The organism is Aeromonas sp. EU05-FHT14A05, from assembly GCF_058791175.1.
Genome location: NZ_JBYTDH010000001.1, coordinates 168603 through 195118 on the forward strand (window position 1 = coordinate 168603; position 26516 = coordinate 195118).

Here is a 26516-nt window from a genome sequence, read left to right on the forward strand (position 1 = left end):
TCTACCTCTCCGAGTGGTTCGACGAATAGATCGAGGCCCCGGAGCAGCTCATTGACGCCCGCCGATCATTGATACCCGCTGATCATTGATACCCAGGGGACTGATCTCGCTCATCCGCATTTTGCCGTTTGTTGGCCATCGCCTGCCCACGCTTGCGATGCCTTGACCGCGCCTGTGCGCTTTGTAATGGAGTACTCATGATGAATACCAAACTGACCCTGTCAGCCCTGTTTGCTGCCTGCCTGCTCACCACCCCCGTCACGGCCAAGGAGTGGAAAACCGTGCGCTTCGGTGTGGAAGGCGCCTATCCCCCCTTCTCCTGGACCGATGCGTCGGGGGAGATCAAGGGCTTTGACATCGATCTCGCCCATGCCCTGTGCCAGCAGATGGCCGTCAAGTGCGAGCTGGTGGCGCAGGATTGGGACGGCATGATCCCGGCCCTGCTGTCGCGCAAATACGATGCGATCATCGCCGCCATGTCGATCACCGATGAGCGGCGCAAGAAGGTGGATTTCACCGAGAAATATGCCCATATCCCCAACCGCTTCGTGGCAGCCAAGGGCACCGAGCTGGCGCTGACCCCGGCGGGGATGGCAGGCAAGCGCATCGGTGTGCAGCGCGCCACTACCCACGACAAGTACCTGACGGACAACTTTGGATCTGATGTCACCATAGTGCGTTACGGCAATGCCGACGAGGCCTATCTCGATCTGAAGGCGGGCCGGGTGCTGGCCTTGCTGGCCGATGCCTCGGCCATCGATCAGGGGCTGCTCGGCAAGGTGGGCGGGGACAAGTTCGAGTATGTGGGGCCGGCCCTGACCGATCGCCAGTGGTTTGGTGACGGCATGGGGATTGCGGTACGCAAGGGCGATCAGGATCTCAAGGCCAAGCTGGACGAGGCGATCAAGACCCTGCGGGCCAATGGCAAGTATCAGGAGATCAACCAGAAGTACTTCAAGTACGATATCTATGGTGGCTGATGGGGGGAGGGAGCTTGCTCCCTCTCTTTTTTCGCGGCAAGTGGTGATGAAACAAGGAGATGACCCATGTTGACCCTGATCGAGGGTGCGGAAATTCATAGCCCGGCCCCGCTCGGCCAGCAGGATCTGCTGGTGGCCGACGGCCGCATCGCCTGGCTGGGCAAGGGGCTGACAGTCCCCCCTGACTGGCCGCTGGTGCGCGTCGACGGCCGTGGCCGCTACCTGGTGCCCGGGCTGGTGGATCCTCTGGCCCACATCACGGGGGGCGGTGGGGAGGGGGGCTTTGCCTTTCGTACCCCTGAACTCGCGGCGGGGGAGGCCCTCAAGGCCGGGGTCACCACGCTGGTGGCGGCGCTCGGCACCGACAGCCTGACCCGCACCCCGGCCCAGGTGCTCGGCAAGGTGCGCGAGTTTCGCGCCGCCGGGGTGAGTGCTTACATGTATACCGGCTCCTATCACCTGCCGGTCAAGACCCTCACCGGCAGGGTGGAGTCGGACATCATGCTGATCCCCGAGGTGCTGGGGGTGGGGGAGCTGGCCATCAGCGATCACAGATCCAGTGCGCCGACTCATGACGAGCTGGCACGGCTGGTGAGCGAGGCGCGGGTGGCCGGGCTGCTCGCGGGCAAGAGCGGGGTCAGCTTCTTCCACGTCGGGGATGGCCGCGGGGCCCTGGCACCCCTGCGGGCCCTGCGCGATGGCACCGACATCCCCCTGCGCCAGCTCTACCCCACCCACTGCAACCGCAACCCCTGGCTCTTTGCCGAGGCCATCGACTGGGGCCGGGCGGGGGGCTGGATCGATCTCACCACCTCGAGCTTCCCCGAGCTGCTGGACGACGGGGAGCAACTGGCGGCAGAGGCGCTGGTGGCGCTGCTGGCGGCCGGGGTGCCTGCCGATCGCATCAGCTTCAGCTCGGATGCCAACGCCAGCCTGCCGCGCTTTGACGGCGAGGGGCGCCTTGTGGAGATGCGCTGCGGCCAGATTGCCAGCCTGTGGCAGGAGTGCGTCCGCGCCTGCGCCCTCGGGGTGTCGCTCGAGGTCGCCCTCGGGGTGGTCACGGCCAATCCGGCGCGGGCCCTGGGGCTGGCGGGCAAGGGGGTGATAGGAGTGGGGCAGGATGCGGATCTGCTGCTGATAGCACCGGAGCACCTCGCCATCGAGAGGGTGATGAGCGGCGGTCAGTGGCGAACCTGAGCCAGTGTGCGCCCGTCAGTAAACGAAAAGCCCGGCACTGCTGCCGGGCTTTTGTTCGCCTGGGGGCTTCCTCCAGACTCAGATAGCGAGGAAGCCCAGGATCAGGATGGGGCCGAGCAGGCTCAGGATAAAGCCCGAGACGATGGCCACAGGGACCACCTGGATGCCGCCGGATTTCTGGATGACCGGCAGGGTGAAGTCCAGCGCGGTGGCACCACCGTACCCGATGGCGGCGGAGGGGTGGCGACGCATCAGCACCGGAATGATGAGGATGGCGATGAGCTCGCGCCCCAGATCGTTGATGAAGGCGGCGGAGCCGAGCACAGGCCCCAGCTTGTCGGCCACCAGGATGCCGGAGAGCGAATACCAGCCGAAGCTGGAGCTCATCGCCAGACCATGGGCAAAGGGCATGCCCAGCAGTTGTGAGGCCAGCAGGCTGCCGAGCCAGCTGCTGAGGATGACGGTGGCGGCTATCTTCATGCCCCAGGGGTTGAGCAGGATCTGGCGCAGCCGCATGCCGGAGTTGCGCATCTGGATGCCGATGAGCAGCAGCAACAGCATCAGGGCCCACTCGCTCCATTTGTCGATGGGCAGGGCGCGCAAGTCCACCAGCAGCCCCAGCAGCACGCCGCCGAGCACCACGAAGCAGAGCTGGAGCGACTCCCACAGCAGATGCAGCTTGCTCGGCATCCTGGCGTCGCTCGACTCGTGGGTGGGGGGGCTGCGTCTGTCCAGCCACCAGAGCGCCAGCAGGTTGCAGGCGGTGATGGCGGCCAGCATCACCCCGGCCACCTTGAAGATCACCGCCAGGTTGCTGCCGAGGTTCTCCACATAGGCCAGCCCCAGCCCCATCAGGAACAGGATGAGATAGACCATCTTGCCGAGGGATTGATTGATCAGCTTGATGAGCCGGGTGGAGGAGAGGGGGACAAGATAGCCGACACCTAGCGGCAGCAGGATCAGCAACACATTCAGCAACATTGGGGCCTCGGTCACAAAACTGGGAAAACGACACATTACCACTACTTATTGGCCAAGAGTCATAAATCCACGAGTTTGTATGCCTCATTCGACCCTTTTTTTATCGGTTTGTTACTTTTCCATGGCGAGACCGCCTTCCCGGAGCCCTCTGATCTCGGGCCGTCATCGCCAATAAAATCAATTCCATTCAGAAAAAAGTGCGTTTTGTTCAGCCGAAGCGGGGTGAATAAAGTGACTCTGAACGGCTTCTGACTGAAATGGCTGAATCTTCTTGCTACTGGTGCGTTCCGGGTATAAAAAGGCGGTATCCCGGAGGTGGCGAAAAGCGGATTTTATGCAGACAAAGTGCTGAAAAATACCGCCAAGGCCAATAAAAATACAGATAAACCACTAAATACCTCGGTTCTGTATTGTTTTTTAACTACCTGAATGATATTTTCGCTGAAGGTTGCCATCGGTTAACTTTTTGTTAAATTCACGATGGTGGAGTCACGCCGTAGCGGCGTCTAGGGACAGACAAGGTTGTAATGGATGAGCGACGTTGCCGCACTGGAAGTTCGTGAACTGCACAAGTATTTTGGCACCCACGAAGTGCTCAAGGGCATCGATATGACGGCCCGCAAGGGGGATGTGATCTCCCTGATCGGCTCCTCGGGTTCGGGGAAGTCGACCTTTCTACGCTGTATCAATCTGCTGGAAACCCCCTCTTCCGGCACGGTCTCACTCCATGGCGAGCTGATCCGCATGAAGAGCAATCGGGCCGGTGAACGCCTGCCTGAGGACATGCGTCAGGTGGAGCGCATTCGCAGCCGCCTGGCCATGGTGTTTCAAAGCTTCAACCTCTGGTCGCACATGACCATCATGCAGAACATCATCGAAGTCCCGATCCAGGTGCTCAAGGTGCCCCGTGCCGAGGCCATCGCCAAGGCGGAGCAGCTGCTCAACCGGGTGGGGCTGTGGGAGCGGCGCGACTACTACCCCGGCCACCTCTCCGGCGGCCAGCAGCAGCGGGCGGCCATCGCCCGCGCCCTGGCGGTCGAGCCCGAGGTGATGCTGTTCGATGAGCCCACCTCGGCGCTCGATCCCGAGCTGGTGGGGGAGGTACTCGGCCTGATGCGCGAGCTGGCGGAAGAGGGGCGCACCATGCTGGTGGTGACCCACGAGATGTCGTTCGCCCGTGACGTCTCCAACAAGGTGATGTTCCTGCACCAGGGGCGGGTGGAGGAGGAGGGCAATCCCAAGGAGATCTTCGCCCATCCCAAGTCGGAGCGGTTCAAGCAATTCATCTCTTCCATCTATTGATGGAGGAGCGGTATTTTCAATATTCTGCGTTTTCAACGATCGACGTGTTTATCAAGGAGAGATACATGAACAAGCTGATGCTGGCGACTGCCGTGATGACGGCCCTGTGTTCCGGTAGCCTGATGGCCAAGGAGTGGAAAGAGGTGCGGATCGGGGTGGAAGGTGCCTATCCCCCCTTCTCCTGGACCGAGCCGAGCGGCGAGGTGAAAGGCTTTGACATCGACATCGCCAACGCCCTGTGCGAAGAGATGAAGGTGAAGTGCACCCTGATCAAGCAGGATTGGGATGGCATCATTCCGGCGCTGCTGTCACGCAAGTATGACGCCATCATCGCCACCATGGACATCACCGAAGAGCGCAAGAAGAAGGTGGACTTCACCCAGAAGTACCAGCACATTCCGGCCCGCTTCGCCGCCAAGAAAGGCACCGAGGTGCAGCTCGACAAGGCCTTCATGGATGGCAAGACCATCGCCGTGCAGCGCGCCACCTCCATGGACACCTACATCACCGACAACTTCCCCAACGCCACCATCAAGCGCTACGGCACCGCAGATGAAGCCTATCTCGATCTGAAATCAGGCCGGGTTGACTATGTGATGGCCGACTCCGCCGCCATCAGCGACGGCCTGTTGAAGAAAGAGGGCGGCGATGCCTTCGAGTTCGTGGGGCCCAAGCTGACCGATCCCAAGTGGTTTGGCGAGGGAGCCGGCATCGCGGTGCGCAAGGCTGACAAGGATCTGAAAGAGAAATTCAATGCCGCCATCCTGGCCCTGCGCGCCAACGGCAAGTACAAGGAAATCAACGACAAGTACTTCGACTTCGACGTGTACGGCGAGTAACTCCCAGGCGCGCTACCCCGGGTAGCCGCCGAAGGGATCGCGGCGGATCATCACGACAGGTTGACCCTCGTCTGTCCTCATCGGGCCCGTTGTCTCTCGCAAGGGAGCGATGGGCCCGCTTAGTTGCAATGGAGCTGCATGTGTTTGGTTTGAAAGGATATTGGGACGGGCAAGCCCGCTCAATGCGTTGCAATGGAGCCGCATATGTTTGATTTGAAAGGATACGAAACCTCCCTGCTGGAGGGAGCCTGGGTCACTCTGGAGGTGGCGCTGGCCTCTCTGCTGCTGGCGCTGGTGCTCGGCATGCTGGGCGCCCTGGCCAAGCTCTCCCCCTACAAGTGGGCGCGCGGCATCGCGACCGCCTACACCACCGTCATTCGCGGCATCCCGGATCTGGTGCTGATGATGCTGCTGTTCTTCGGCGGCCAGGTGCTGATCAACGGGATCTGCACCTGGGTCAACGAGGCCTACAACAACTACCTGCTGGAGAGCAACCCGAACCAGGAGTGGGTCTCCCTGCTGCCGGATTACATCGACATCAGCCCCTTTGCTGCCGGGGTCGCCACCATAGGCTTCATCTTCGGTGCCTACATGACCGAGACCTTCCGTGGCGCCATCCTGGCGGTGGACAAGGGGGAGCTGGAGGCGGCGCGCGCCTTTGGCATGCGGGCGACCCAGGTGTTTGTGCGGATCCTCTTCCCCCAGATGATGCGCCACGCCCTGCCTGGCTTTGGCAACAACTGGCTGGTATTGCTCAAAACCACGGCCCTGGTCTCCATCATCGGGCTCGATGACATGGTGCGAAAGGCGTCCCTGGCGGCGGGCTCGACCCAGCAGCCCTTTACCTTCTACATGGCGGTGGCGTTGATCTTCCTGATTTTCACCGCGGTCTCGACCTCGGCGCTCAAGTGGGCCGAGCGTCACTACGCCATCAAGACGAGGTAAGCCATGTCGTATTCAATGCAGTCATTCGTTTACTGTGATCGTCGCGGTGTCAGTGCCGAGCGTATCTCCATCACGATCAAGACGAGGTAAGCCATGGATTTCTCCATCATTCTCACGGAGTGGCCCACCTACTGGGAGGGCTTCTACACCACCATCTGGCTGGTGGCGGCCTCCCTCATGCTCGGCCTCATGCTGGCGGTGCCCATGGGCATTCTGCGCAACAGCCGCAACTGGCTGATCAAGGGGCCGATCTGGGCCTATATCTACTTCTTCCGCGGCACCCCGCTGCTGGTGCAGCTGTTCATCATCTACTACGGCGCCGCCCAGTGGGAGTGGCTCAAGAACGGCCCCGCCTGGGCGCTCTTCTCCGAGGCCTGGTTCTGCGCCCTGCTGGCGTTCACCCTCAACACCGGTGCCTACACCGCCGAGATAGTGCGTGGCGCCGTGCTGAACATGCCAAAGGGGCAGATTGAGGCGGCCAGTGCCTTCGGCATGAGTCGCTGGCAGACCCTCACCCGCATCATACTGCCCAACTCGTTTCGCCGTGCGCTGCCCGCCTACAGCAACGAGGTGATCTTCATGCTGCAGGGCTCGGCGGTGGCGGGCATCATCACCATAGTCGACCTGACAGGTGCGGCGCGGATCATCAACTCCCGCTACTACAGCCCGTTCGAGGCCTTCCTGACCGCAGGTCTGCTCTACATGCTGCTCACCTTCGCCATCGTCTGGCTGTTCAAGAAGTGGGAGGCCCGCTGGCACGCCCACCTGCGTCCCCGCAGCGTATGACCTGATACAAAAGCCAGAGACAAAAAAGCCCGCAGTCGCGGGCTTTTTCATTGCGCCGGCCTCTGCAGGCTCAGCGCCCCAGATATTCCCTGTCGAAGAAGGTATTGACCCAGTGGGGTCGGTAGACGGCGAGCAGTGTCATGGCCATACCGTTGAGCAGGGCCTCGGGGAAGAGCAGCAGCGGCCAGATGGAGAGGTAATCGGCACTGATGGTGTGCCAGGGGTAGGCGCCGCTCATCCCCATCAGCAGGGCGCTGGCGAGGATCTTGACCGAGATGCTGAGCGCCCCCCCAAGAAAGGCGGCCACGAACAGGTAGACGAAGAGGTGGCGGGGCAGCCAGGCCCAGCTTGCGAGAAACAGCAGCCAGCTGGTGGCTACCGGCAGCGCGACGCCGATGAGCGCCTGCCAGCCGAACTCCGCCAGATCGGTGACACCAAAGGCACCGAGGATCAGCAGGGTGAGGCAGGGGGCCAGCAGGGCGAGGCGCCAGCCCAGCAGCAGGGTCAGGGTGGTGAGGCCGAGAAAGTGGATCTCCAGCCCCTCATGGAGGCCGGCCCGCAGGGTCCAGAGCGGTACCAGGACGATGGCGCTCCCCAGACAGAGGTGCTGATAGAGGGGGTTGCCGTGGAGGGTGCGCAGAAGGGAGGCGCGCAGGCTGAAGGCGAGCAGCACCAGCCAGAGCAGGAGGGCGGCGACTTGTCCTTCACTCATGGCCTGTTCCCCCGGATCTCACTGCCCGGTGATGAGTCCGGGCGCTGGCGGCGCAAAAAAAAGAGGCCGCCCAGTCCCGGGCGGCCTCCTGTCTCAATACTTCACGTTGGGGTGGTACTTGCCGAGGATGCCCTGGACCCTGTCCATGGTCTCCTTGCTGGGGGGCTTGATCCCGGTCAGATCGTAAGTGTCTCCCAGCACGTCCCACTTGTGCTTGCCGAGTTCATGGTAGGGCAGCAGCTCCACCTTCTCGACGCACTCCCCCAGCTCGGCGATGAACTGGCCGAGCCCTTCGGCGCTCTCGTCATCGTCGGACCAGGTGGGCACCACCACGTAGCGGATCCACATGGTCTGGCCGCGGGACGCCAGGTAGCGGGCGAACTCCAGGGTGTACTTGTTGCTGACATGGGTGAGGGGGATGTGCTTCTCGTCGTTGATCTGCTTGATGTCGAGCAGCACCAGGTCGGTGTTGTCGAGCACCCGATCGAGCAGCTCGTCGTAGTGACGCACGAAGCCGTTGGTATCCAGGCAGGTGTGGATCCCCTGCGCCTTGCAGGCGGCAAACAGCTCGGCGATGAACTCTTGCTGCAGCATGGCTTCCCCACCGGAGGCGGTGACGCCGCCGCCCGAGGCATTCATGAAGTGGCGGTAGCTGGTGAGATCCTGCATCAACTCGGGCACGGTGACTTCGCGGCCGCCCTGGGTGTCCCAGGTGTCCCGGTTGTGGCAATACTTGCAGCGCATCAGGCAGCCCTGCATGAACACGATGAAGCGGATGCCGGGGCCGTCGACTGTGCCGCAGGTCTCGACGGAATGGATCCGGCCAATGATGTCGGGATTGCTGGTGTCGCTAACGGTGGCGGCAGGGATCCGCTGAGTGCCCTGATCGGCAGGGCCGCTGGTTTCAACGGCAGGGATCCGGTTAATGACTGACATAGACGACTCCAATTGTTCGGACAGGGTTCGAGCGGTCGTTATTTTATGACATAAAGCCCTATAAATCCTACCAGTTTAGCCCGCCGGGGTGGCACCCAGCAGACTCTCCAGTGCCTTGACGGGGAGCGGGCGGCTGGTCAGGAAGCCTTGGTAGTGCTGGCATCCCAGGGCCTTGAGCACGGCCAGCTGCTCCTCGTCCTCCACCCCTTCGGCGGTCACCGTGAAGCGAAATACCTTGGCGAGATCCAGGATGGCCTTGACGATGGCCTTGTCCTGCTCGCTGTGCACCAGCGTCTGGATGAAGCTCCTATCCAGTTTGACCTCATCGGCGGGCAGATCGCGCAAATAGGCGAGAGAAGAGTAGCCGGTGCCGAAGTCATCGATGGAGATGAGGATGCCCAGGGCCTTGAGCTGGCGGATCTTGGCGATGCTGTCCAGCCGGTTCTCCAGCACCACGGACTCGGTGACCTCCAGCAGCAGGCGCGACGGCGGTACCCCGGTATCGCGCAGCACGTACTCCACCTGTTGCACGAAGCCAGCGGTGTGGAACTGGCGGGCGCTGACGTTGACCGACAGGTGGGGGATGGCGAGGCCGTTGTTGAGCCAGAAACTGTACTGGGCGCAGGCGGTCTTCATCACCCAGTAGCCTATCTCCTGGATCAGTGTGGTCTCTTCGGCGATGGGAATGAAGTCCCCGGGGGGGATCATGGTGCCGTCCATCTTCTGCCAGCGCAGCAGGGCCTCCACGCCCGAGAGGCTGCCGTTGTCGACTCTATACTGGGGCTGGTAGTGCAGCACCAGCTCGTTGTTGCGCAGGGCATCGCGCAGCTGGTTGCTTAGGGAGAGCTTGCTCTTCTCCTTCTCCGCCATGGCCTCGCTGAAGAAGATGTGGTTGCCCTGGCCGGCCCGTTTGGCCATGTGGACGGCGGTGTCGGCCTGCTGCATCAGGATCAGGTGATCCTTGTCATCGTCGCTGAACAGGCTGATCCCCACGGAGGCGCTGCAGTGCAGCTTGTGATCGCCGATGTCGAAGGGGAGCCGGAAAATGCCCATCAGCTCCCGGGCGAAGTGCTCCGCCAATATCTTGGCGGTGACATAGCCCTGGCCCAGCGCGGTGAACAGCAGGGCGAACTCGTCCCCCGAGGTGCGGGCCAGCACCAGGTTCTCCTGGGGCAGGGACTTGAGTCGCACCACCACAGCCTGGAGCAGCAGATCGCCGCAGGCGTGGCCGAGGGAGTCGTTGATCGACTTGAAGTTGTCGAGATCCAGCAGCAGCAATGCTCCCCACTGCCCGTTCGGGCTCTGCAGGGTACGCTGCATGATGTCGTTCAGGCTGCGCCTGTTGTAGAGGTCGCACAGATCGTCGTAATAGGCGAGCCGCTCTATGTGGCGGGCCGTCTCCTTCTCCTGGGTGATGTCGTGGAAGCTGCAGACGAAGTGGCTGATCTCGTCCTCCTCATCCTTGACGCCGCTCACCATCAGCCGCACCGGGAAGAGATGGCCGTCCCTGTGCAGGCACTGCTCCTCGCCGAGCCAGTATCCCTGCTTGTCGACGGCGGCGATCACCTCCTGCTTGAGGCTGTCGCCATAGTAGGTGGGCCTCAGGGCCTCGATATGCTGACCCAGCATCTCCTCGCTGGTAAAGCCGGTGATGCGGCTGAAGGAGTCGTTGACCTTGAGGATGATGCCGCCGTGATCCATCACCAGCAGACCGTCGTGGGTATTGAAGGCCACTTCCGCCAGGCGCAGGGCATCGTCGTTGGCGAGGCGCTGCAGCTCGATGGCGGCCCGCTCGCGCTGCTCATGGAGGGCATCGAGCAGGGGAATGGGGTCGGCCAGCGGCCCGTCGAGCAGCAGGGTGATCTGACCCAGGGGAACGCCGCCCTGGCCCTGGAGGGGGATGCCGATGTAGGCCTTGGCGTCGAGGGCCAGCAACTGGGTGGCCTGGGGATAGCGCAGGGGCAGGTCTTCCACGTAGAGGCTCTGGCCGTGCTGGAAGATCTCCCGGCCCGGGCCTATCTCCATCCGCATGGGCTTGACTGCGGAGAAGGTCTCTCCTTCCAGCACGCAGCGGGGAATGAGCCAGAGATCCTGGCCGCGCAGCTGAAACTCCCCGAGCCAGCCGATGCGGGCGCCGCTCGCCGTCATGGCCCAGCGCACCAGGGCGCGGCAATACTCATTGCCGGTCTTGCAACTGAGCCCGCCTGGCAGGGTGAAGGGGGAGGCCTCGACCACCTCGGGTTCGGGCTGCCAGTGACCCAGCAACTGGGCGCAGTGGCGCACCAGCTGCAGCGTCTCTTCGCCTATCAGGGTCGTCTCGGCGTACTCGAGGCTGAGCACGCCGATGAGCTTCTCCTGCTCCAGCAGGGCGCCGTCCAGGCGGGAGCTGACATTGGCATTGGCCAGATAATAGTGCTGGCTCAGCATGGGCTGATGGGCGGCCTCCGAGAAGCTCAGGGCGCCCCGGGTGCGCAAGGCCCGGATATAGCGGCTGTCACCGCGAATGGCACCGACAGAATCCGCATTCAGGGTGAAGACAGGGGTCAGCTGCTCGCTGCCGAGGGGGCCGTTGGCCTGGTAGTGCCAGAGGATGAGGCGATCGGCCCCCAGGCACTCCCTGAGGCTCTCCAGCATGGGAGCGTACTGCTGCTGACTGGCCATCTGGCTCAGGCGCGGCAGTTGCAGCGACAAGTTGGCCGCACTCTCCTGGGGCTGGGTCTGCAGGCAGATGAGCCAGAAGGCGTCCTGTTCATGGGAGAGGGAGATATGCCACTGCTGGGCGGCAAAGCGCAGCAGCAGCTTGCCCCCCTTGCCGCTGGCGAGCCGCTGCTCTATGGGCTGGCGCAGGGCATCCGGCAACTGGGCCGGCCAGGCGCTGCGGGGCTCATCGAGCCAGTGGAGCGGGGTCTGCATCACATCGGTCAGGGCGACCAGCCGTTGACTACGGGTATCCAGGCGAAAGAACAGAGGGGCCTGGCTGGCGGTCGGGAGATGACTGAGCGCGGTAGACGACATGAACTGACACTATCCTGTTGAGCAATTGTCGGAGGGCAAGAATACTGCAAATCCGAGGCAAACAAAATTTCATTGAAACCTAAATTAGATAGGTCTAATTTATTGGTCATTTCCTGTTGAGTGGAGTCTTGCAGATGAAACGGATCCTGATTGTGGGTGGCGTCGCCGGGGGCGCCTCGGCGGCGGCCCGCGCCCGTCGGTTGAGCGAAACGGCAGAGATAGTGATGTTCGAGCGGGGGGAGTTTGTCAGCTTCGCCAACTGCGGTCTGCCCTATCATATCGGGGGGGATATCCCCAGTCGGGATGCCCTGCTGCTGCAGACGCCCCAGAGCTTCAAGCGCCGTTTCAACGTCGATGTGCGGGTCTTCCACGATGTGATCGAGATAGACAAGGCGGGCAAGAGCCTGCTGGTGCGCAACCTGCAAACCGGCGAGGAGCGGCGCGAGCCTTACGACGTGCTGCTGCTGAGCCCGGGGGCGGCGCCGATCCGTCCTCCCTTCCCCGGCATCGACAGCCCTGGCGTGCACACCCTGCGCAATATCCCCGACATGGATCGCATCCTGGCGGCCCTGCACCACGACAAGCCGCGCCACGTCACCGTGGTGGGCGGCGGCTTTATCGGGCTGGAGATGATGGAGGCGCTGCACCAGCGCCAGCTGGCGGTCACCCTGCTGGAGCTCTCCGATCAGGTGATGGCGCCGGTGGACAAGGAGATGGCCAACATGCTCCACGCCCGCATCCGGGAAGAGGGGATCGATCTGCGTCTGCGCACCGGTCTATCGGCTATCGAGAGTCTGGATCTGCCCGCCGAGATGACGGCGGCCGTGCCCACCGCCAACAGCGGCGGCCTGCGCCTGACCCTGAGCGACGGCACTCACCTCGACACCGGCCTGCTGATCCTCGCCATCGGCGTCAAACCGGAAACCCTGCTCGCCGCCAAGGCTGGGCTGGCGCTGGGCCCCCGCGGTGGCATCAAGGTGGATGCTGGCATGCGCACCTCGGATCCCTTCATCTACGCGGTGGGGGATGCGGTGGAGGAGACCGACTTCGTCACCGGCGAAGCTGTGCTGATCCCGCTGGCTGGCCCCGCCAACCGGCAGGGGCGCATCGCCGCCGACAACATGCTGGGCCGAAGCGAAACCTACAAGAAGACCCAAGGGACCGCCATCTGCAAGCTGTTCGACTTGGCGGTGGCCAGCACTGGGCTCAACGAGAAGCGACTGGTGCAGCTGGGATTGCCGTTCGAGAAGGTCTATGTCCACCCGGGCAGCCACGCCGGTTACTACCCCGGCGCCCATCCGGTCAGCCTCAAGCTGCTGTTTGCCCCGGATGGCAAGATTTACGGCGCCCAGGCCATCGGCAAGGATGGCATCGACAAGCGCATCGACGTGCTGGCGGTGGCCCAGCGCGCCGGTCTCACCGTCTTTGACCTGCAGGATCTGGAGCTCACCTATGCACCGCCCTTCGGCTCGGCCAAGGATGTGATCAACATGGCGGGCTTCGTGGCGAGCAACCACCTGAAGGGGGACACCATCCTCTGCTACGCGGCCGAGGTGCAGGCCCGCCACCCTCACCAGCAGGTGGTGGATGTGCGAAACGGCCCCGAGCTCGACAAGCTGGGGCGCATCCCGGGGGCGATGCACATTCCCCTCGACGAGCTGCGCGGCCGCCTCGATGAGTTGCCAAGAGACAAAGAGCTGCTCATCAGCTGCCAGGTGGGCTTGCGCGGTCACGTGGCCTGCCGCCTGCTGAGCCAGCACGGCTTTCGGGTGAAGAACCTCTCCGGCGGCTTCAAGACCTGGCAGCTGGCCTTCGCCGAATAGTGCTGCCCGGCCGACATGGCCCAATCCCCTGCTGTGCATGAAAAAGGGCCACTCCATGGAGTGGCCCTTTTCTACACCATGAGCACAGCCCGCTCAGGGGGCGCCGTCATTGAGCTGCTTGCGAATGTGATGCTGCAAGACCGCCAGCATGGAGGCACCGGAGAGGCCTATCATCAGGGCGCCGTTGACCGCCTCCAGCGGGCCGAGCAGCTTCCACTGCGGGCTCATGACGATGTCGCCATAGCCCAGGGTGGCGAAGTTGACCCCGGAGTGGTAGACGGCCTCCTGCAGGGTATCGAACTCCCCGAGCCACAGGAAGAGCCCTCCCCAGACGCCGATCTGGGCCAGGTTGCCCAGCATCACCAGGGTGATGATGCCAAACAGCGCCAGCATGCCGGCCACCACCCCTTCACGCTTGCCGACCCGCTTGATGTAGAAGCGGATGCACCAGACGGACACCAGGGATTGCAACAGCATGTTGATCAGGATCACCGGGATGCCGACCATAAAAATGAGAAACATGTCAGTCTCCTAACTTGGCTTCTGCCAGCGGGCGGCCGACCGGCCACCACTGCTCGAGCAGCAAGATACACAGCCAGCCATAGCCGGCCACCACCAGATAGAGGCCGCAACGCATGGCGGCCGCCAACCACACATCCTTGCCGGTGGCGCTGTCCTCGATGGCCGGGCCAAACAGGATGAGCGCCGTGATCCAGGCGTTGCTCCAGAATGAGGGCGGGAAGCGCCCCGCCACCAGCCGGATCAGACGCCGCGCCAGCCACAGGGTCATCAGGGAGAGCATCAGCACCAGCATCAGGAGCGAGGGCCAGAGGCTGAGTCCCATCCAGAGTGCGAACGCCAGCAGGGCGCCCGCCAGGGTCGAGAGCACCAGCTCCTGGCCCGCCTGTCTGGCGTTGAGGGAGGTGCTCTGCTGGGCCAGCGCCACCGTCTTCATCACCGCCGGAATGTAGAACGCCGGGTTGCCGAGGGCCAGCAGCCACACCGGCAGCACGATGGCGACGGCGCGCAGCGCCAGCCGCTCGGGATGTTCGGGAGGCAATGGCACCGGCCTTGCCGCCCCCCCTGCCACCGGCAGGGGGGGGAAGAGCGCGTGGGCCATGCGGTTGACCAGGGTGCCTATCAGGATCCCCAGTCCCATCATCTGGGCGATGGCAATGGCAAGGGACTGCTCGATGAGCCCGGCCACCGGGATCACCGTAATGGCCATGATGAGCAGCATGGCGGCGGCCCCCTTGCCGGCCATCGACTGCTGCATCAGCAGGTAGAGCAGCAGGGCGATGAGCAGCACGGCCGCCAGGGCATAGTGGGTCAGCAGGGGGACCAGCAGCACCCCGGCGGCCATGATCCCCAGCAGCAGTAGTCCCCCTGCCAGCCCCTTCTTCAGGCCAAGGGCCTCCCCGGGTCGGCACAGCACCACCCAGGCCATGATGACGCCGAGGTGGGGCATGGGCAGGGCCAGGCCGTAACAGATCCCCGCCGCGAGCCCGATGCCCGTGCCAATGCGCAGTACAGCCCTGTCGGCGTTATGCATATGGCGCCTCAATAGAGGAAGGAGAAGAGGCTCATCAGCCGGATATAGAGCGCCCCCAGGAAGTGCATCACCCCGCTCTCGCCGGTGTAGACCAGCACATCGGCCTGGCCGCCGACCCGCAGCGCCTCGACCGGCGGAAAGTCGTCACTCTGGAAGGCGACCTTGACCGGGAAACGCTGCGCCTGACGCAGCCAGTCGCGGTTGTTGTCCACCGTGGGCAGGGCACCGGCGGGCTGGCTCTTGCCATCGCCCACCCCGTAGCCGACGCTGCGGATCTCCCCCTTGAACAGCTGTCCGGGCAGGCTGTCGAGCAGGATGGCGACCTTGTCCCCTGGCCGAATGTTGCCGAGGTTGTTCTCCGTCAGATCCGCCGACACCCAGACGTCGTGGATGGCGATCAGTGTCATGGCCGGTGCGCCGGCCCCGATGAACTGGCCTGCATCTGTGCTCAAGTCGGTGATGAGCCCCCGACCCGGTGCCACCACGCGGGTGTTCTGGCGATCCAGCTGCGCCTTGTGGACCGCCGAGCGGGCGCTGAGCAGCTGGGAGTTGTCATCGCCGCTCGCTCCGGCGGCCTCGATGGCGCGGCGGACGTCGGCCTCCGCTGCCGCCACCTGGCTTTTGGCCGTCTCGCGGCTGGCCTGGGCCACCTCGAGGCGACGCACCGAGATGGCGCCCGGATCCTCGCGATAGAGCCGCTCCTGGCGCTCCGCATCCTTTGCCGCGTTGTCATAGGCGGCGCGCATGGCCATCAGGGAGGCCTCGGCCGCCTTGACCCCTTCGGTGTTCGCCTTGACGCCGCTCAAGACCGTCTGGTAGTCGGATCTGGCCTTGGCCAGGGCGATGTCATAGGGCTCGGGATCGATGTCGAACAGGGGGGAGCCTGCCTCCACGTCCTGGTTGTCGTGAACATAGACCCGCTTGATCTGGCCGGACACCTCGGCGGCGACGGGGACCACGAAGGCCTGCACCCGGGCCTGGGAGCTGTATGGCGTCAGCCGGTCCGCCAGCAGATACCAGATGAGCAGGAGGAGGATTGCAGCCAGCAGCCCAAGGGTGGCGCGGCGGCTGCCCTGGCCGGGAGATGCAGTGCTGTCAGTCATGGGAGCTTGCCTTCTGTGTCAGGGGGGAGTGGGTTGCGTCGAGCAGAGGCGCCCAGTCGGCGCGCGTGCGCAGCTGGGCCTCCACCTCGGGGGTCACCAGGGGACGTTCGCGCCCCTGTTCCCAACCGCCACCCAGTGCCTTGTAGAGCGTGATGAGATCCCGCATCCGGGCGCCACGGCTGTTGACCAGGCGCTCCTGCTGGTTGAACAGGGCGCGCTGGGAGTCGAGCACCCGCTGGAAGTCTGCCATCCCCTCGCGATACTGGGTGTTGGCTATCTCGAGGGAGCGACGGGCGGCCTCGCCGGTCTGGGTCAGCAGGACGATCTCGTCCTGGCCGTTGGCGTAGGCCACGGCCGCGTCATCCACCTCGCGGGCCGCCTTGAACACGCTGTCACGATAGCGCTCGTGCAGTTGCTGAAAGCGGGCGTCCTGCACCAGGATCTGGTTGCCGAGCCGTCCCTGATCGAGCAGGTTCCAGCTGAGCGAGGGACCGACGGCCCAGGAGAAGGTGCCGCTCTCCCCATTGGTGGCGTTGACGCCCAGGGTGCCAAGCAGGGTGATGGAGGGGTAGAGCTCGCTCTCGGCCACGCCGATCAGGGCCGACTGGGCGGCCAGTTGCCGCTCCGCGACCCGCACGTCGGGACGCCGGCGCAGCAGATCGGCCGGCATCTCGGTGACCAGGGCCAGCTCCCCCTGGGGGATCTTGCCTGTGTTGGTGGCCATCTCGGGCAGGGGGCCCGGGGGCCTGGCAATCAGGGTCGAGAGGGCATTCTGGCTCTGGCGCAGGCTGGTCTCGAGTTGCGGAATGCCGGACAGGGTGCCGAGGTACTGGGTCTTGGCCTGCTGCACGTCCAGCTCGGCGCTGTTGCCGCTCTTGAACAGCCGCTCGGTGATCTCCAGGCTGCGCTGCTGGAGGCGGGCATTCTCCCGGGCTATGTACAGGCGAGCCTCCACGGTGCGGATGCTTACATAGAGCTGGGCCACCTGGGCGGCCATCAACACCTGGATGTCATCATACTGGGCCAGGGTGGCGAAGTAGTTGGCATCCGCCGCTTCGATGCCGCGTTCGAACTTGCCCCAGAAGTCGAGCTCCCAGCCGAGGTTGAACCCGGCGCCATAGCTGCTGCCGGCGCTGCTGTGGCCGCCCCGGGTCTGCCCGGCTTGCAGGAACTCGCCCGTGCCCACGGTGGCCTGGGGGCCGAGCAGGCTCTCGGCGATGCCGAGCTGGGCCTGGGCCTCGAGGATCCGCAAACCAGCGATCCTGACGTCCGGGTTCTTGCGCAGCGACTCCTCGACCAGGGCACTCAGCACGGGGTCGTTGAGGCGGTTCCACCATTGGCGATAGTCGGCGGTCGCACTCGCCTGCTGACCCTCGCTGGCGCTGTGCCAGCCGGCCATCTCCTCGACTCTGGGGGCCTGATAGTCGGGACCCAGCACTGTGCAGGCACTCAATAACAGGCATGCGCCCCCCGTGAACAGGGGGCGCATGGTGTGACGTTGGACGGCCATGGGGTTATTTATCCGCAGAAGCCAGACCTTCGTTGACCCAGGCCATGAAGATGCGATAGCCGATAGAGAGCAGGGTGGCGCCGATGAACATGCCGAGTATGCCACTGGTCGCCATGCCGCCAAGGGCGCCCAGCAGCACCACCGGCATGGGGGCATCGACACCGCGACCCAGCAGCAGCGGCTTGAGCACGTTGTCGGCCATGCCCGCGACGATCAGCAGGACACTGTAGATGATGTTCACCGCAGTGCCGTGATCACCCGTGCTCCACATGTAGGCAATGGCGGGAGCCGTCACCAGGATCACGGGCACCTGGGCGATGCCGAGGATGAGCGCCAGGACGAAGAAGATGCCGACCGCCGGGATCCCCGCCAGCATCATGACGATCCCCGCCAGCAGCGCCTGGATGAAGGCGACCCCGATGACCCCTTGAGCGACGGCACGTATGGTGCTGGTGCACAGCTTGGTCAGCGCCAGCCCCTTGCGTTCATCCGTGATGCGCATGGCGATGCGATCGGCGCTTACCGCACCCGGTGCGCCCCAGGCCATGATGATGCCGGCCACGATGAAGGAGAAGACGAAGCCGAGCAGGCCGCCTCCCATGCTGGCCAGGATGCCGACGACCTTCTTGGCGAGATCCCCGAGCTGCGGCTGGTAGCTGATGATGAGGCTGGGCAGGTCCACCGAGGCCTTCAGCCAGACGGCATGGAGCTTGGCGCCCACCAGCGGGATGTCGGCGATGTCGGCGGAGGGGGCCGGGATCACTAGGGTATTGTTGTTCACCTTGTCGACCAGGGCGCTGACGCTGTCACCCAGGGAGCTGACCATGACGACGGTAGGGGCCACGATGAGCAGCACCCCCAGCAAGACCAGCAGGGTGGAGGCCTTGCCCTGCTTCCCGCCCAGGCGCGCGGCAAAGCGCTGGTGGAGGGGATAGAGGGTGACGGCCAGGATCAGCGCCCACAGCATCATGTTCATGAAGGGGGAGAACACGGTGAAGCAGAAAGAGCCCAGTGCCAGGATAAGGCCAAACTTGATGAACATATCCAGGAATCTGGCAACCAACCTTTTTTCGACTATGGACAGATCGTTATTTTCCATTCTGGTATGACTCCGACGGGGGATGAGCACACAACCATGCTGGCCCAACATAGATGTCGGGCCAGCAGGCATGGGTTGTGCAGTAATAAATAACACTGAGTTCAGCGCGTGGGGGCACGCTGACCTTGCCTGCATTTAATGTATGGCACAGGAACTCAATGTTTAAAAAATATTTAACCGATTGATATTAGGTTGATTGCTTCTACAACTTCAGCGGGGCCAGAGAGTAAAGAGTCCCCTCGTGCCGCACAAGCGAACAGTTGTTCCCAGTTTGGCTTGGGTTCAGAAAACGGGGAAAGTTTTCCTATCTAAAATAGCCGCCCAAAAAAGAGCCCCGAATGGGGAATATTATTGCCTGCTTATAAATAGCTATTTCTGCTGCCAGCAACGGCATGCCGTGGATGATGTGCCCACCGCACTGAGTTTTGTGTTAATGGGGGGGACGTTTTATCCTATTGGCTCCTGCGCCGCGCTGGCGGCGACTCAACCCGGGATCAACTCTATGCGTCTCCTCAAGCCCTCTCCTGTGTCTCGCGTCCCTCGTCTGCTGGCCTCGTTACTGGCGGGTGTGGGGGTTCTGCTGCTGACAGGCTGCGGCCCGGACACCCCGGCCCCCGCATCCTCCCCAACCGAGGTGCAGCAGGAGGCCGGGGCACCGACCTCAGTGGTGCAGGCCAATGCTCGCCAATATCGCGATGCCCCGGCGCTGGCGCTGGTCTTCTCCGGCCCCTTGGCGCCCAAGGCGAACTGGCAGAGCTGGCTTTCGGTCAGTGAGGGGGGCAAGCAGGTGCAGGGGGAGTGGATCCTGGCCGACGATGGTCGCACCCTCTATTTCCCGAACGTTCAGCCAGACAAGAGCTATGAGGTGAGCCTCAAGGCGGGGCTGGGCCCATCCCCCCAGAGCTGGACCCTCAAGACCCGGCCGCTGGAGGCGGGGGCTTCGTTTACCGCGAGCGGCATGGTATTGCCGCTGCGCGACGAGCTGCGCCTGCCCATCAGTGCGGTCAATGTGGATGAGGTCAATATCGACTTCTTCCGGGTCGATGCGGAATATCTGCCCCGTTTCCTCGCCGAGTATCGCCCCGGTGCCGGCATGGGCAACTGGGAGCTTGAACAGATCACCAAGCGGGCCAAGCGGGTGTTTAGCGGCCGCTATGGGCTGGAGCTCGATGCCAACCGACGCGAGACCCGCCTCATCAATGTGAAGGAGCCGCAGCTGGCCGAGGCCGGTGTCTACTTTGCGGTGATGTCGCCCCTTGGCAACTACGACTGGCGCAAGGAGACCACCTATTTTGCGGTGAGCGACATGGGGCTCAGTGCCCGCCGTTACCGCGATCAGCTGGAGGTGTTTGTCAGCTCCCTGGCCAGCGCCGACCCGCTCAAGGATGTGCAGCTCTCTCTGCTCGACGAGAAGGGCAACCGGCTGCAGGTGCAAACCACCGATCCGCAAGGCCATCGTCGCTTCGATCAGGTGCAGGGGGCCCGCCTGCTGCTGGCCGAGCAGGGCAACCATCTGGCGGTGCTGCGCCTCGATGGCGCGGCGCTCGATCTCTCCACCTTCGATCTCGGCACCCAGCCCTGGCAGGCCCAGCAGCCCTATCTGTTCAGCGGGCGCGACCTCTATCGCCCCGGCGAGCGACTCGACAGCGAGATCCTGCTCAAGGGGCAGGATGGCCAGTTGCTGCCGGGCATGGCGGTGGAGCTGGAGGTGAAGCAGCCGGATGGCCAGCTGCTCGAACAAAAGCGGCTGCTGCCCGATAGCCTTGGCGCCGCCCACTACGGCCTGCGCCTGCCGGACGATGCGCCGCTCGGGCGCTGGACCATCAACCTCAAGACCGCCGCTGGTAGTCGCTTCGAGTGGCCCTTTTTGGTGGAGGAATTTCTGCCTGAACGCTTGAAACTGCAGCTTGGCAAGGGGCCGGATGGCGAAGTGACGGATCTGGACGCAGCCCTGACCCTGCCGCTGCAGGGGGACTATCTCTATGGCGCCCCGGCGAGCGCCACCAAGGCCAAGGCGGAGGTGAAGTTAAGCCGCGCCACCATGCCCTTTACCCAGTGGCAGGAGTTCACCCTGGGTGACGTGCTGCTCGCCGAGCAGTCCAAAGAGCCGGAGCCCCTCAATATCACCCTCAATGAACAGGGGCAGGGGACTTTTTCGCTGGCGGATGAACTCGATGGGGTGCGTGCCCTCGGGCCGCTGGAGGTGGCCTATCGGGTGTCGCTCTCCGAGCCCGGTGGCCGCGCCGTCAATCGCAGCCGCACCCAGTATGGCTGGCCCATGGGCAGCCAGTGGCCGGCACTCAAGGCCGATTTCGTGGCGGATCGGGTGGAAGGGGGCAAGCCGCTCCCCTTCCAGATCCTCAACCTCGACGACAAGGGTCAGCCGGTGGCGGGCGAGGTGAAGGTGCGCCTCATCAACGAGTACCGCGACTACTACTGGCACTACGCCGACGGCGAGGGGTGGAAGTACGAATTCAACAGCCAGCCCTATCTGGAGCAGGAGCAGACCCTGCAGCTGGATGGCAAGGGGCCGACCCCGCTCACGTTGCAACTGGCGGCGGGCTGGTATCGATTGGAAGTGGAGAACAGTCAGGGCCATCAATCGAGCCTGAGGGTGGAGATAGGCAGTTACGCCTGGGGCGGCGGTGGCGAGCAGGCGCGGCCCGACAAGATTGCCATCACCCTCGACAAGCGCGCCTATCAGGCCGGGGAGAAGGCCAAAGTGACCCTGGTGGCCCCGCGCCCCGGCAAGGGGTTGCTGCTGGTGGAAGATGGCGACGGCCTGCGCTGGTGGCAGCGCATCGAGCTCAAGGGGGCCGGCGGTGATGCCAAGGATGCTCGCGGCGAGTTCGAGATCCCGGTCAGCCCCGAGTGGCAACGTCATGACCTGCATATCTCGGCCCAGATCGCCGCGCCAGACAGCGCGTCCAAACCATCCGGCAAGCAGCAGGGGCAGAGCCTGCGCTCGGTCGGCCTGGTACCGCTCACCCTGGATCGGGAAGCGCGCCGTCTGCCGCTTACCCTGAGCGCGCCTGTTAAAGCGGTGCCGCTCACCCGACTGGAGGTGACCGCCACCTCCACCCCCAACAGTCAGGGCCGCGTGGTGCTGGCCGCGGTGGATCGGGGCGTGCTCAACATCAGCGACTACCAGCCCCTCGACCCGTTCGAGATCTTCTTCGGTCGCAAGCGCTTCGCCCAAGATTTGTTCGACAACTATGGCCAGGTGATCCCGCCGCAAGATGGCAAGCTGGCCCGCCTCAACTACGGGGGGGACCGGGCGCCACTGAAAAAGGGCGGCGCGCTGGAGAGCCGGGTCGAGATCGCTGCGCTCTGGAGCGGCGAGGTGAGTTTTGATGAGAGCGGCAAGGCGGTGATCCCGCTAGATCTGCCCAACTTCAACGGTGAGCTGGCGCTGATGGCGCTGGCCTGGAATGAACAGCAGGTGGGCCAGGCCGAGCGCGCCGTCAAGGTGGTGGCGCCCTTGGTGGCCGAGATCGGCTGGCCGCGCTTTGGCGCCAGAGGGGATGAGACCCGGGCGCTGGTGCAGTTGCGCAACATGAGTGGCGAGGATCAGACCCTTTCTCTTGCCTGGACCCTCAATGGCGGGCTGAAAGCAAACGGCGAGCTGCCCGGCACGCTGTCCCTGAAAAACGGTGAGGAGCAGTGGCTGACCCTGCCGCTCACCGTGACTGGGGCGAGCGGCGTGGCAAGCCTGCAGTTGGCGGCCAGCGGCAAGGGCTTTGCGGTCAGCCGCGACTGGTCGCTGCCGCTGCGCTCCCCCTGGCCGGCCGAGACTCGCCAGCGCTACCAGATGTTGCCCCCCGGCCAGCAGATGAGCCTGGCGCCAAGTGAGCTGGCCGGGCTGGATCACACCAATCTGCAGGGGCTGCTCAGCCTCTCCGGCACCCCGCCCTGGGATCCGGCGGCCCAGTGGCAGGCGCTGGCCGATTACCCCTACGCCTGTCTGGAACAGACCCTGTCGCGGGCCTGGCCTTATCTGCTGACCACAGCCGATGAGCGGGCCACCTGGAGCAAACCCGCAGAGGGCAAGAAACCGGCGAGCGAGGCTGACCTGCAGCGCGCCCTGCTGCAACGGCTGCAGCGGTTGCAACTGCCAAGCGGCGGCTTTGGCCTCTGGGATGGTCGCTCCGACGAGGAGCAGTGGCTCACCGCCTATGCCGCCGACTATCTGCTGGCGCGCAAGGAGGCGGGTGATACGGTGCCGGAGGCCATGCTCAATCAGGCACTGAACCGGCTGCAGAGCTATCTCACCGACAGTCAGTACGGGGAGCGCTGGAGCAGTGCCCCCGAGCACAGCCGGCTGGCCTATCAGGCCTACAGCGCCTATGTGCTGGCCCGGGTGGGCAAGGCACCGCTCGCTACCTTGCGCCTCATCTGGGAGCAGCAGGCGGATCACGCCCGCTCGGGCCTGCCGCTATTGCACCTCTCCCTGGCGCTCTCGGCCATGGGGGATGAGCAGAACGCCGCCAAGGCCCTTGCCCGGGCGCAGGCGACCGAGCGCGGTGAGGATTATCTCGGGGATTACGGTTCCCCCCTGCGCGATCAGGCCCTCGAGCTCTCCCTGCTGCGTCATTACAAGCTGGCCGAGGAGCGCTGGCCTGATCTCAGCGCCAAGGTGGCCGACACCCTGGCCCACCGTCAGTGGCTCAGCACCCAGGAGCGGCTCGCATTGCTGCGGTTGGCGCAAGTTGATCCTGCCGCCGACTGGCAGGCCAGGGTCGACTCACCCCTTGGCAGTGAATCCCTGACCGGTTCGGCCGCCTTGCTGCTGGGCGCCCCCGAGGCACTGGCAGTCAGCGGGATCACCAACGAGGGCAAGGGATCCCTCTATGTGCAGCGCACTGTGATCGGCTACCCCGAACAGGCTCCTACCCGGTTGAGTCAGGGGATAAGCGTCACCCGCAGCTGGTTCGACAGCGACGGCAAGCAGCTTGATCCGGCCAAGGTACGGGTCGGCGATCTGGTGGTGGTGCGGCTCAACGTCAGCAGCGAATCGGCTGTGCCCGATGCCCTGCTGGTGGAGATGGTGCCGGCAGGCTTCGAGCTGGAGAATCCGGCCCTTGGCAACAGCATCAAGCTCGAAGAGCTCTCCATTGAGGGGAAACCGGCGTGGCAGAGCGAGTGGAACGACTACCTCAAGCATCAGGAGTTTCGTGACGATCGCTACACGGCGGCGCTGGATCTGAGTGCGGGGGGCAACCAGCAGCTGGTCTACCTGATGCGGGCGGTGACGCCGGGCCGTTATCAGGTACCACCGACCCAGGTGGAGGACATGTACCGGCCAGAGCTCAGGGCCCTGGGGGAGGATATCCACGAGGTGAGCATCTCTGAGTAATCTTCCTTCCCTCGAGCGGGTTCGCCCGCTCACTTTCTGGCAGCGTGGCTGGCTGCGACTTTGTCACGGTGGCCGCGTCAGCCTCGTCTGGTTGGGCCATCTGCCACGCTGGCTGCGCTGCTCGGTGCTGGGCGTTGTAGCCCTGTTTCTGGCGCTGCTGGGGCTGGATCGCATGTTCCCGCCGCCGCCACTCGACCCAGCCTATGCGCGGGTGGTGCTCGACATGAAGGGGCGGCCGCTGCGCGCCTTTGCCGACACCAGCGGCGTGTGGCGCTACCCCGTGACCCTGGAGCAGGTCTCCCCCCGGTATATCGAGGCGCTGTTGGGCTACGAGGATCGCCATTTCTGGCGCCATCCCGGGGTCAATCCGGTGGCCATGGTCCGCGGGGTTTGGCAGTGGCTGCGCTATGGGCGCGCCGTCTCGGGGGGCTCGACCCTCACCATGCAAGTGGCGCGCCTCATCGAGCCCTACCACAGGAGCGTGCCCGGCAAGCTGCGCCAGATGGCCCGCGCGCTGCAGCTGGAGTGGCACTATGACAAGCGCACCCTGCTCACCGTCTATCTCAACCGGGCGCCCTTTGGCGGCAACCTGGAGGGGGTGCAGGCGGCAAGTTTTGCCTATCTTGGCAAGAGCGCCGTCAAGCTGACCCATGCCGAGGCGGCGCTCTTGGCAGTGCTGCCGCAGGCTCCCAGCCGCAACCGGCCGGACCGGCATCCCGAGCGGGCCCGCGCCGCCCGGGACAAGGTGATGCAGCGGCTGGTGGCACAGGGTGCCTGGCCCGAGCAGGTGTGGCTGGAGGGGCGCATCGAGCCGGTGCTGGCCCGCGGTCACTTCACGCCGATGGAGGCGCCGCTCTTCGCTCGCCTCGCCGCCGACAATCAGCCGGGGGCCCTGGTGCACACCACCATAGACGGGGATCTGCAGCGCTGGCTGGAGGGGCGGGTGGCAAGCTATATCCGCCGCTTCCCCGAACAGACTTCCGCCGCCCTGCTGCTGGTAGACAACAGCACCATGGCGGTGCGCGCCTATGTGGGCAGCGCCGAGTATGGCAATTTGCGTCGCCACGGTTACCTCGACATGGTGCAGGCGATCCGCTCCCCCGGCTCTACCCTCAAGCCCTTTATCTACGGTCTGGCCCTGGACGAGGGGTTGGTGCACTCGGCCTCCCTGCTCTCCGATGCGCCGAGGCTGGGCTCGGATTACAGACCCGCCAACTTCTCCGGCGCCTTTCAGGGGCCGGTAACCCTGACCCAGGCGCTGCAGCAATCCCTCAACGTACCGGCGGTGCAGGTGCTGGAGGCGCTTGGGGCCGACAAATTGGTCAGCCGCCTCGACAATGCCGGGGTACGGCTCGCGCTTTCGGACAAACCCAACCCGGCCATTGCGCTGGGGGCGGCAGGCATTCGGCTCGAGCAGCTGGTGGCGCTCTACAGCGCGCTGACCCGTGAGGGGCAGGTGGCCATGCCGGTCTGGCTGGCGGGGCAGCAGGCGGTGTCACGCCCCTTGCTGAGCACGGGGGCGGCCTGGATCATCTGGCAAATATTGAGCGCCCAGGGGCGCGCGGATCAGCCCTTTGCCAGCGAGGCGACCGGCCGGGTCAACCGGCTGGCCTGGAAGACCGGCACCAGCTATGGCTATCGGGACAGCTGGGCCATGGGGGTCTCCGGTCGCTGGACCATAGGCGTCTGGCTGGGGCGCCCCGACGGCACCCCCATGCCCGGTTTTTACGGCCAGAGCGCGGCGGTGCCGCTGCTGCTCTCGGTCTACTCGCGGCTCTCGGACAACAGCCCTCTGCCGCTGCAGCCCAATACGGTGAGCGAAGCCGAGATCTGCTGGCCGTTGGGACGCAAGGCGAGCGCGACCCTGCCAGAGGCTTGTCTGCAGCGTCAGAGCGCCTGGCTGCTGGAAGGGCGCGATCCGCCCACCTTGCCGGATCCCATGGATTGGCCCTCGCCGCTGCGACAGGTCGCATTGACCGCCGGGGGCAAGCCGACCCTGGCCCGCTGCCAGGATGCGGCGCAATCCGGCGTTCGGGCGCTCTGGCCGCTGTCGCTGGAGCCCTGGCGTACACCCGGCGAGCGGCGCCAGGCGCTGCTGGCAAGCGGTTGTGCAGGGGAGGGGCGAAGCGCCGAGCTGCAGGCACCCATTCGCATCCTGGCGCTGGGGGAGGGGAACCTTATCCGCAGCCAGCGCTACCGGTTGCAGCCCAAAGTGCTGGGGGGCGTGGGCAAGCCGGCCTGGTTTCTCAACGGCCAGCGGCTGCGCTGGGACGGGGATCAGGTGCTGAGCGAGGCGGGGCGCTACCAGCTGGTGGTGGTGGACGAGGCGGGCAACAGCGATCGCATCGAGTTTCGGTTGGAGAACCCCTCCTGAGAGAGG

18 protein-coding genes are annotated in these 26516 nt (G+C 64.5%); 9 read left to right on the forward strand and 9 right to left on the reverse strand.

Going from position 1 to position 26516, the window contains the following annotated elements; genetic code table 11:
• Positions 1 to 200: 200 nt before the first annotated feature.
• Both AC3WR3_RS00795 and iadA read left to right on the forward strand, forming a co-directional pair.
• Positions 201 to 980, forward strand: a complete 780-nt coding sequence (locus tag AC3WR3_RS00795; RefSeq protein ID WP_492291155.1) for an ABC transporter substrate-binding protein — start codon at positions 201 to 203, stop codon at positions 978 to 980.
• A gap of 66 nt (positions 981 to 1046) precedes the next feature.
• Positions 1047 to 2177, forward strand: coding sequence for a beta-aspartyl-peptidase (gene iadA, locus AC3WR3_RS00800; protein ID WP_319917803.1), 1131 nt, complete (start codon positions 1047 to 1049; stop codon positions 2175 to 2177).
• Between the two features lie 78 nt (positions 2178 to 2255).
• On the opposite strand, the gene AC3WR3_RS00805 is transcribed toward iadA, so the two are convergent.
• Entirely contained in the window at positions 2256 to 3158 is a 903-nt protein-coding gene (locus tag AC3WR3_RS00805) for a LysO family transporter (protein WP_139434168.1), read from the reverse strand.
• A gap of 531 nt (positions 3159 to 3689) precedes the next feature.
• Between AC3WR3_RS00805 and AC3WR3_RS00810 the strand changes: the two genes are divergently transcribed.
• The 4 genes from AC3WR3_RS00810 to AC3WR3_RS00825 all read left to right on the forward strand — a co-directional run bounded on the left by AC3WR3_RS00810 (position 3690) and on the right by AC3WR3_RS00825 (position 7030).
• On the forward strand, positions 3690 to 4460 hold the full coding sequence (locus AC3WR3_RS00810) for an ABC transporter ATP-binding protein (RefSeq protein WP_025326493.1): 771 nt from the start codon (positions 3690 to 3692) through the stop codon (positions 4458 to 4460).
• Between the two features lie 65 nt (positions 4461 to 4525).
• Positions 4526 to 5299 (forward strand): ABC transporter substrate-binding protein, encoded by a 774-nt coding sequence (locus AC3WR3_RS00815; RefSeq protein WP_139434167.1) that lies wholly within the window; start codon positions 4526 to 4528, stop codon positions 5297 to 5299.
• Between the two features lie 204 nt (positions 5300 to 5503).
• On the forward strand, positions 5504 to 6244 hold the full coding sequence (locus AC3WR3_RS00820) for an ABC transporter permease (protein ID WP_025326495.1): 741 nt from the start codon (positions 5504 to 5506) through the stop codon (positions 6242 to 6244).
• 93 nt (positions 6245 to 6337) lie between these two features.
• A complete protein-coding gene (locus AC3WR3_RS00825; protein WP_492290885.1) occupies positions 6338 to 7030 on the forward strand; it encodes an ABC transporter permease in 693 nt (230 codons plus the stop codon).
• 70 nt (positions 7031 to 7100) lie between these two features.
• Here AC3WR3_RS00825 and AC3WR3_RS00830 read toward each other — a convergent pair whose 3' ends face one another.
• From AC3WR3_RS00830 to AC3WR3_RS00840, 3 genes are all read right to left on the reverse strand, one after another.
• Positions 7101 to 7742 (reverse strand): energy-coupling factor ABC transporter permease, encoded by a 642-nt coding sequence (locus AC3WR3_RS00830; protein ID WP_492290886.1) that lies wholly within the window; start codon positions 7740 to 7742, stop codon positions 7101 to 7103.
• 93 nt (positions 7743 to 7835) lie between these two features.
• Positions 7836 to 8678: a pyruvate formate lyase 1-activating protein gene (gene pflA, locus AC3WR3_RS00835; protein ID WP_139434163.1), complete on the reverse strand. Its 843-nt coding sequence runs from the start codon at positions 8676 to 8678 to the stop codon at positions 7836 to 7838.
• A 75-nt stretch (positions 8679 to 8753) separates the two neighbouring features.
• Positions 8754 to 11693, reverse strand: a complete 2940-nt coding sequence (locus AC3WR3_RS00840) for a sensor domain-containing phosphodiesterase (protein ID WP_492290887.1) — start codon at positions 11691 to 11693, stop codon at positions 8754 to 8756.
• Between the two features lie 134 nt (positions 11694 to 11827).
• Here AC3WR3_RS00840 and AC3WR3_RS00845 point away from each other — a divergent pair, with 134 nt between their 5' ends.
• Entirely contained in the window at positions 11828 to 13516 is a 1689-nt protein-coding gene (locus AC3WR3_RS00845) for an FAD-dependent oxidoreductase (protein WP_492290888.1), read from the forward strand.
• Positions 13517 to 13609: 93 nt separating this feature from the next.
• On the opposite strand, the gene AC3WR3_RS00850 is transcribed toward AC3WR3_RS00845, so the two are convergent.
• The 5 genes from AC3WR3_RS00850 to AC3WR3_RS00870 are packed head-to-tail and all read right to left on the reverse strand — an operon-like array spanning position 13610 to position 18723.
• Positions 13610 to 14038, reverse strand: a complete 429-nt coding sequence (locus tag AC3WR3_RS00850) for an ion channel (RefSeq protein ID WP_342057960.1) — start codon at positions 14036 to 14038, stop codon at positions 13610 to 13612.
• 1 nt (position 14039) lies between these two features.
• Positions 14040 to 15068 carry a hypothetical protein gene (locus tag AC3WR3_RS00855; protein ID WP_404838160.1) on the reverse strand — a complete coding sequence of 343 codons (1029 nt, stop codon included), beginning with the start codon at positions 15066 to 15068 and terminating at the stop codon, positions 14040 to 14042.
• 8 nt (positions 15069 to 15076) lie between these two features.
• Positions 15077 to 16171, reverse strand: a complete 1095-nt coding sequence (locus AC3WR3_RS00860) for an HlyD family secretion protein (protein WP_404838161.1) — start codon at positions 16169 to 16171, stop codon at positions 15077 to 15079.
• Positions 16164 to 17681, reverse strand: coding sequence for an efflux transporter outer membrane subunit (locus AC3WR3_RS00865; RefSeq protein ID WP_492290889.1), 1518 nt, complete (start codon positions 17679 to 17681; stop codon positions 16164 to 16166). The genes AC3WR3_RS00860 and AC3WR3_RS00865 overlap by 8 nt, the downstream gene beginning before the upstream one ends.
• A gap of 4 nt (positions 17682 to 17685) precedes the next feature.
• On the reverse strand, positions 17686 to 18723 hold the full coding sequence (locus AC3WR3_RS00870; protein WP_342057964.1) for an AI-2E family transporter: 1038 nt from the start codon (positions 18721 to 18723) through the stop codon (positions 17686 to 17688).
• 559 nt (positions 18724 to 19282) lie between these two features.
• On the opposite strand from AC3WR3_RS00870, the gene AC3WR3_RS00875 reads away from it, so the two are divergent.
• On the forward strand, positions 19283 to 24136 hold the full coding sequence (locus AC3WR3_RS00875) for an alpha-2-macroglobulin family protein (protein WP_492290890.1): 4854 nt from the start codon (positions 19283 to 19285) through the stop codon (positions 24134 to 24136).
• A 154-nt stretch (positions 24137 to 24290) separates the two neighbouring features.
• Positions 24291 to 26510 (forward strand): penicillin-binding protein 1C, encoded by a 2220-nt coding sequence (gene pbpC / locus AC3WR3_RS00880; protein ID WP_492291156.1) that lies wholly within the window; start codon positions 24291 to 24293, stop codon positions 26508 to 26510.
• The last annotated feature ends 6 nt before the right edge of the window (positions 26511 to 26516 follow it).

What these genes read in the sequence shown, in the direction of transcription:
- AC3WR3_RS00875 (WP_492290890.1), top strand. Translation starts at nt 19,283, where the DNA reads ATGCGTCTCCTCAAGCCCTCTCCTGTGTCTCGCGTCCCTCGTCTGCTG.
- AC3WR3_RS00825 (WP_492290885.1), top strand. Translation starts at nt 6,338, where the DNA reads ATGGATTTCTCCATCATTCTCACGGAGTGGCCCACCTACTGGGAGGGC.
- iadA (WP_319917803.1), top strand. Translation starts at nt 1,047, where the DNA reads ATGTTGACCCTGATCGAGGGTGCGGAAATTCATAGCCCGGCCCCGCTC.
- AC3WR3_RS00855 (WP_404838160.1), bottom strand. Translation starts at nt 15,068, where the DNA reads ATGCATAACGCCGACAGGGCTGTACTGCGCATTGGCACGGGCATCGGG.
- AC3WR3_RS00810 (WP_025326493.1), top strand. Translation starts at nt 3,690, where the DNA reads ATGAGCGACGTTGCCGCACTGGAAGTTCGTGAACTGCACAAGTATTTT.
- AC3WR3_RS00820 (WP_025326495.1), top strand. Translation starts at nt 5,504, where the DNA reads ATGTTTGATTTGAAAGGATACGAAACCTCCCTGCTGGAGGGAGCCTGG.
- AC3WR3_RS00840 (WP_492290887.1), bottom strand. Translation starts at nt 11,693, where the DNA reads ATGTCGTCTACCGCGCTCAGTCATCTCCCGACCGCCAGCCAGGCCCCT.
- AC3WR3_RS00860 (WP_404838161.1), bottom strand. Translation starts at nt 16,171, where the DNA reads ATGACTGACAGCACTGCATCTCCCGGCCAGGGCAGCCGCCGCGCCACC.
- AC3WR3_RS00795 (WP_492291155.1), top strand. Translation starts at nt 201, where the DNA reads ATGAATACCAAACTGACCCTGTCAGCCCTGTTTGCTGCCTGCCTGCTC.
- AC3WR3_RS00865 (WP_492290889.1), bottom strand. Translation starts at nt 17,681, where the DNA reads ATGGCCGTCCAACGTCACACCATGCGCCCCCTGTTCACGGGGGGCGCA.
- AC3WR3_RS00805 (WP_139434168.1), bottom strand. Translation starts at nt 3,158, where the DNA reads ATGTTGCTGAATGTGTTGCTGATCCTGCTGCCGCTAGGTGTCGGCTAT.
- AC3WR3_RS00845 (WP_492290888.1), top strand. Translation starts at nt 11,828, where the DNA reads ATGAAACGGATCCTGATTGTGGGTGGCGTCGCCGGGGGCGCCTCGGCG.
- pflA (WP_139434163.1), bottom strand. Translation starts at nt 8,678, where the DNA reads ATGTCAGTCATTAACCGGATCCCTGCCGTTGAAACCAGCGGCCCTGCC.
- AC3WR3_RS00850 (WP_342057960.1), bottom strand. Translation starts at nt 14,038, where the DNA reads ATGTTTCTCATTTTTATGGTCGGCATCCCGGTGATCCTGATCAACATG.
- AC3WR3_RS00870 (WP_342057964.1), bottom strand. Translation starts at nt 18,723, where the DNA reads ATGTTCATCAAGTTTGGCCTTATCCTGGCACTGGGCTCTTTCTGCTTC.
- AC3WR3_RS00815 (WP_139434167.1), top strand. Translation starts at nt 4,526, where the DNA reads ATGAACAAGCTGATGCTGGCGACTGCCGTGATGACGGCCCTGTGTTCC.
- AC3WR3_RS00830 (WP_492290886.1), bottom strand. Translation starts at nt 7,742, where the DNA reads ATGAGTGAAGGACAAGTCGCCGCCCTCCTGCTCTGGCTGGTGCTGCTC.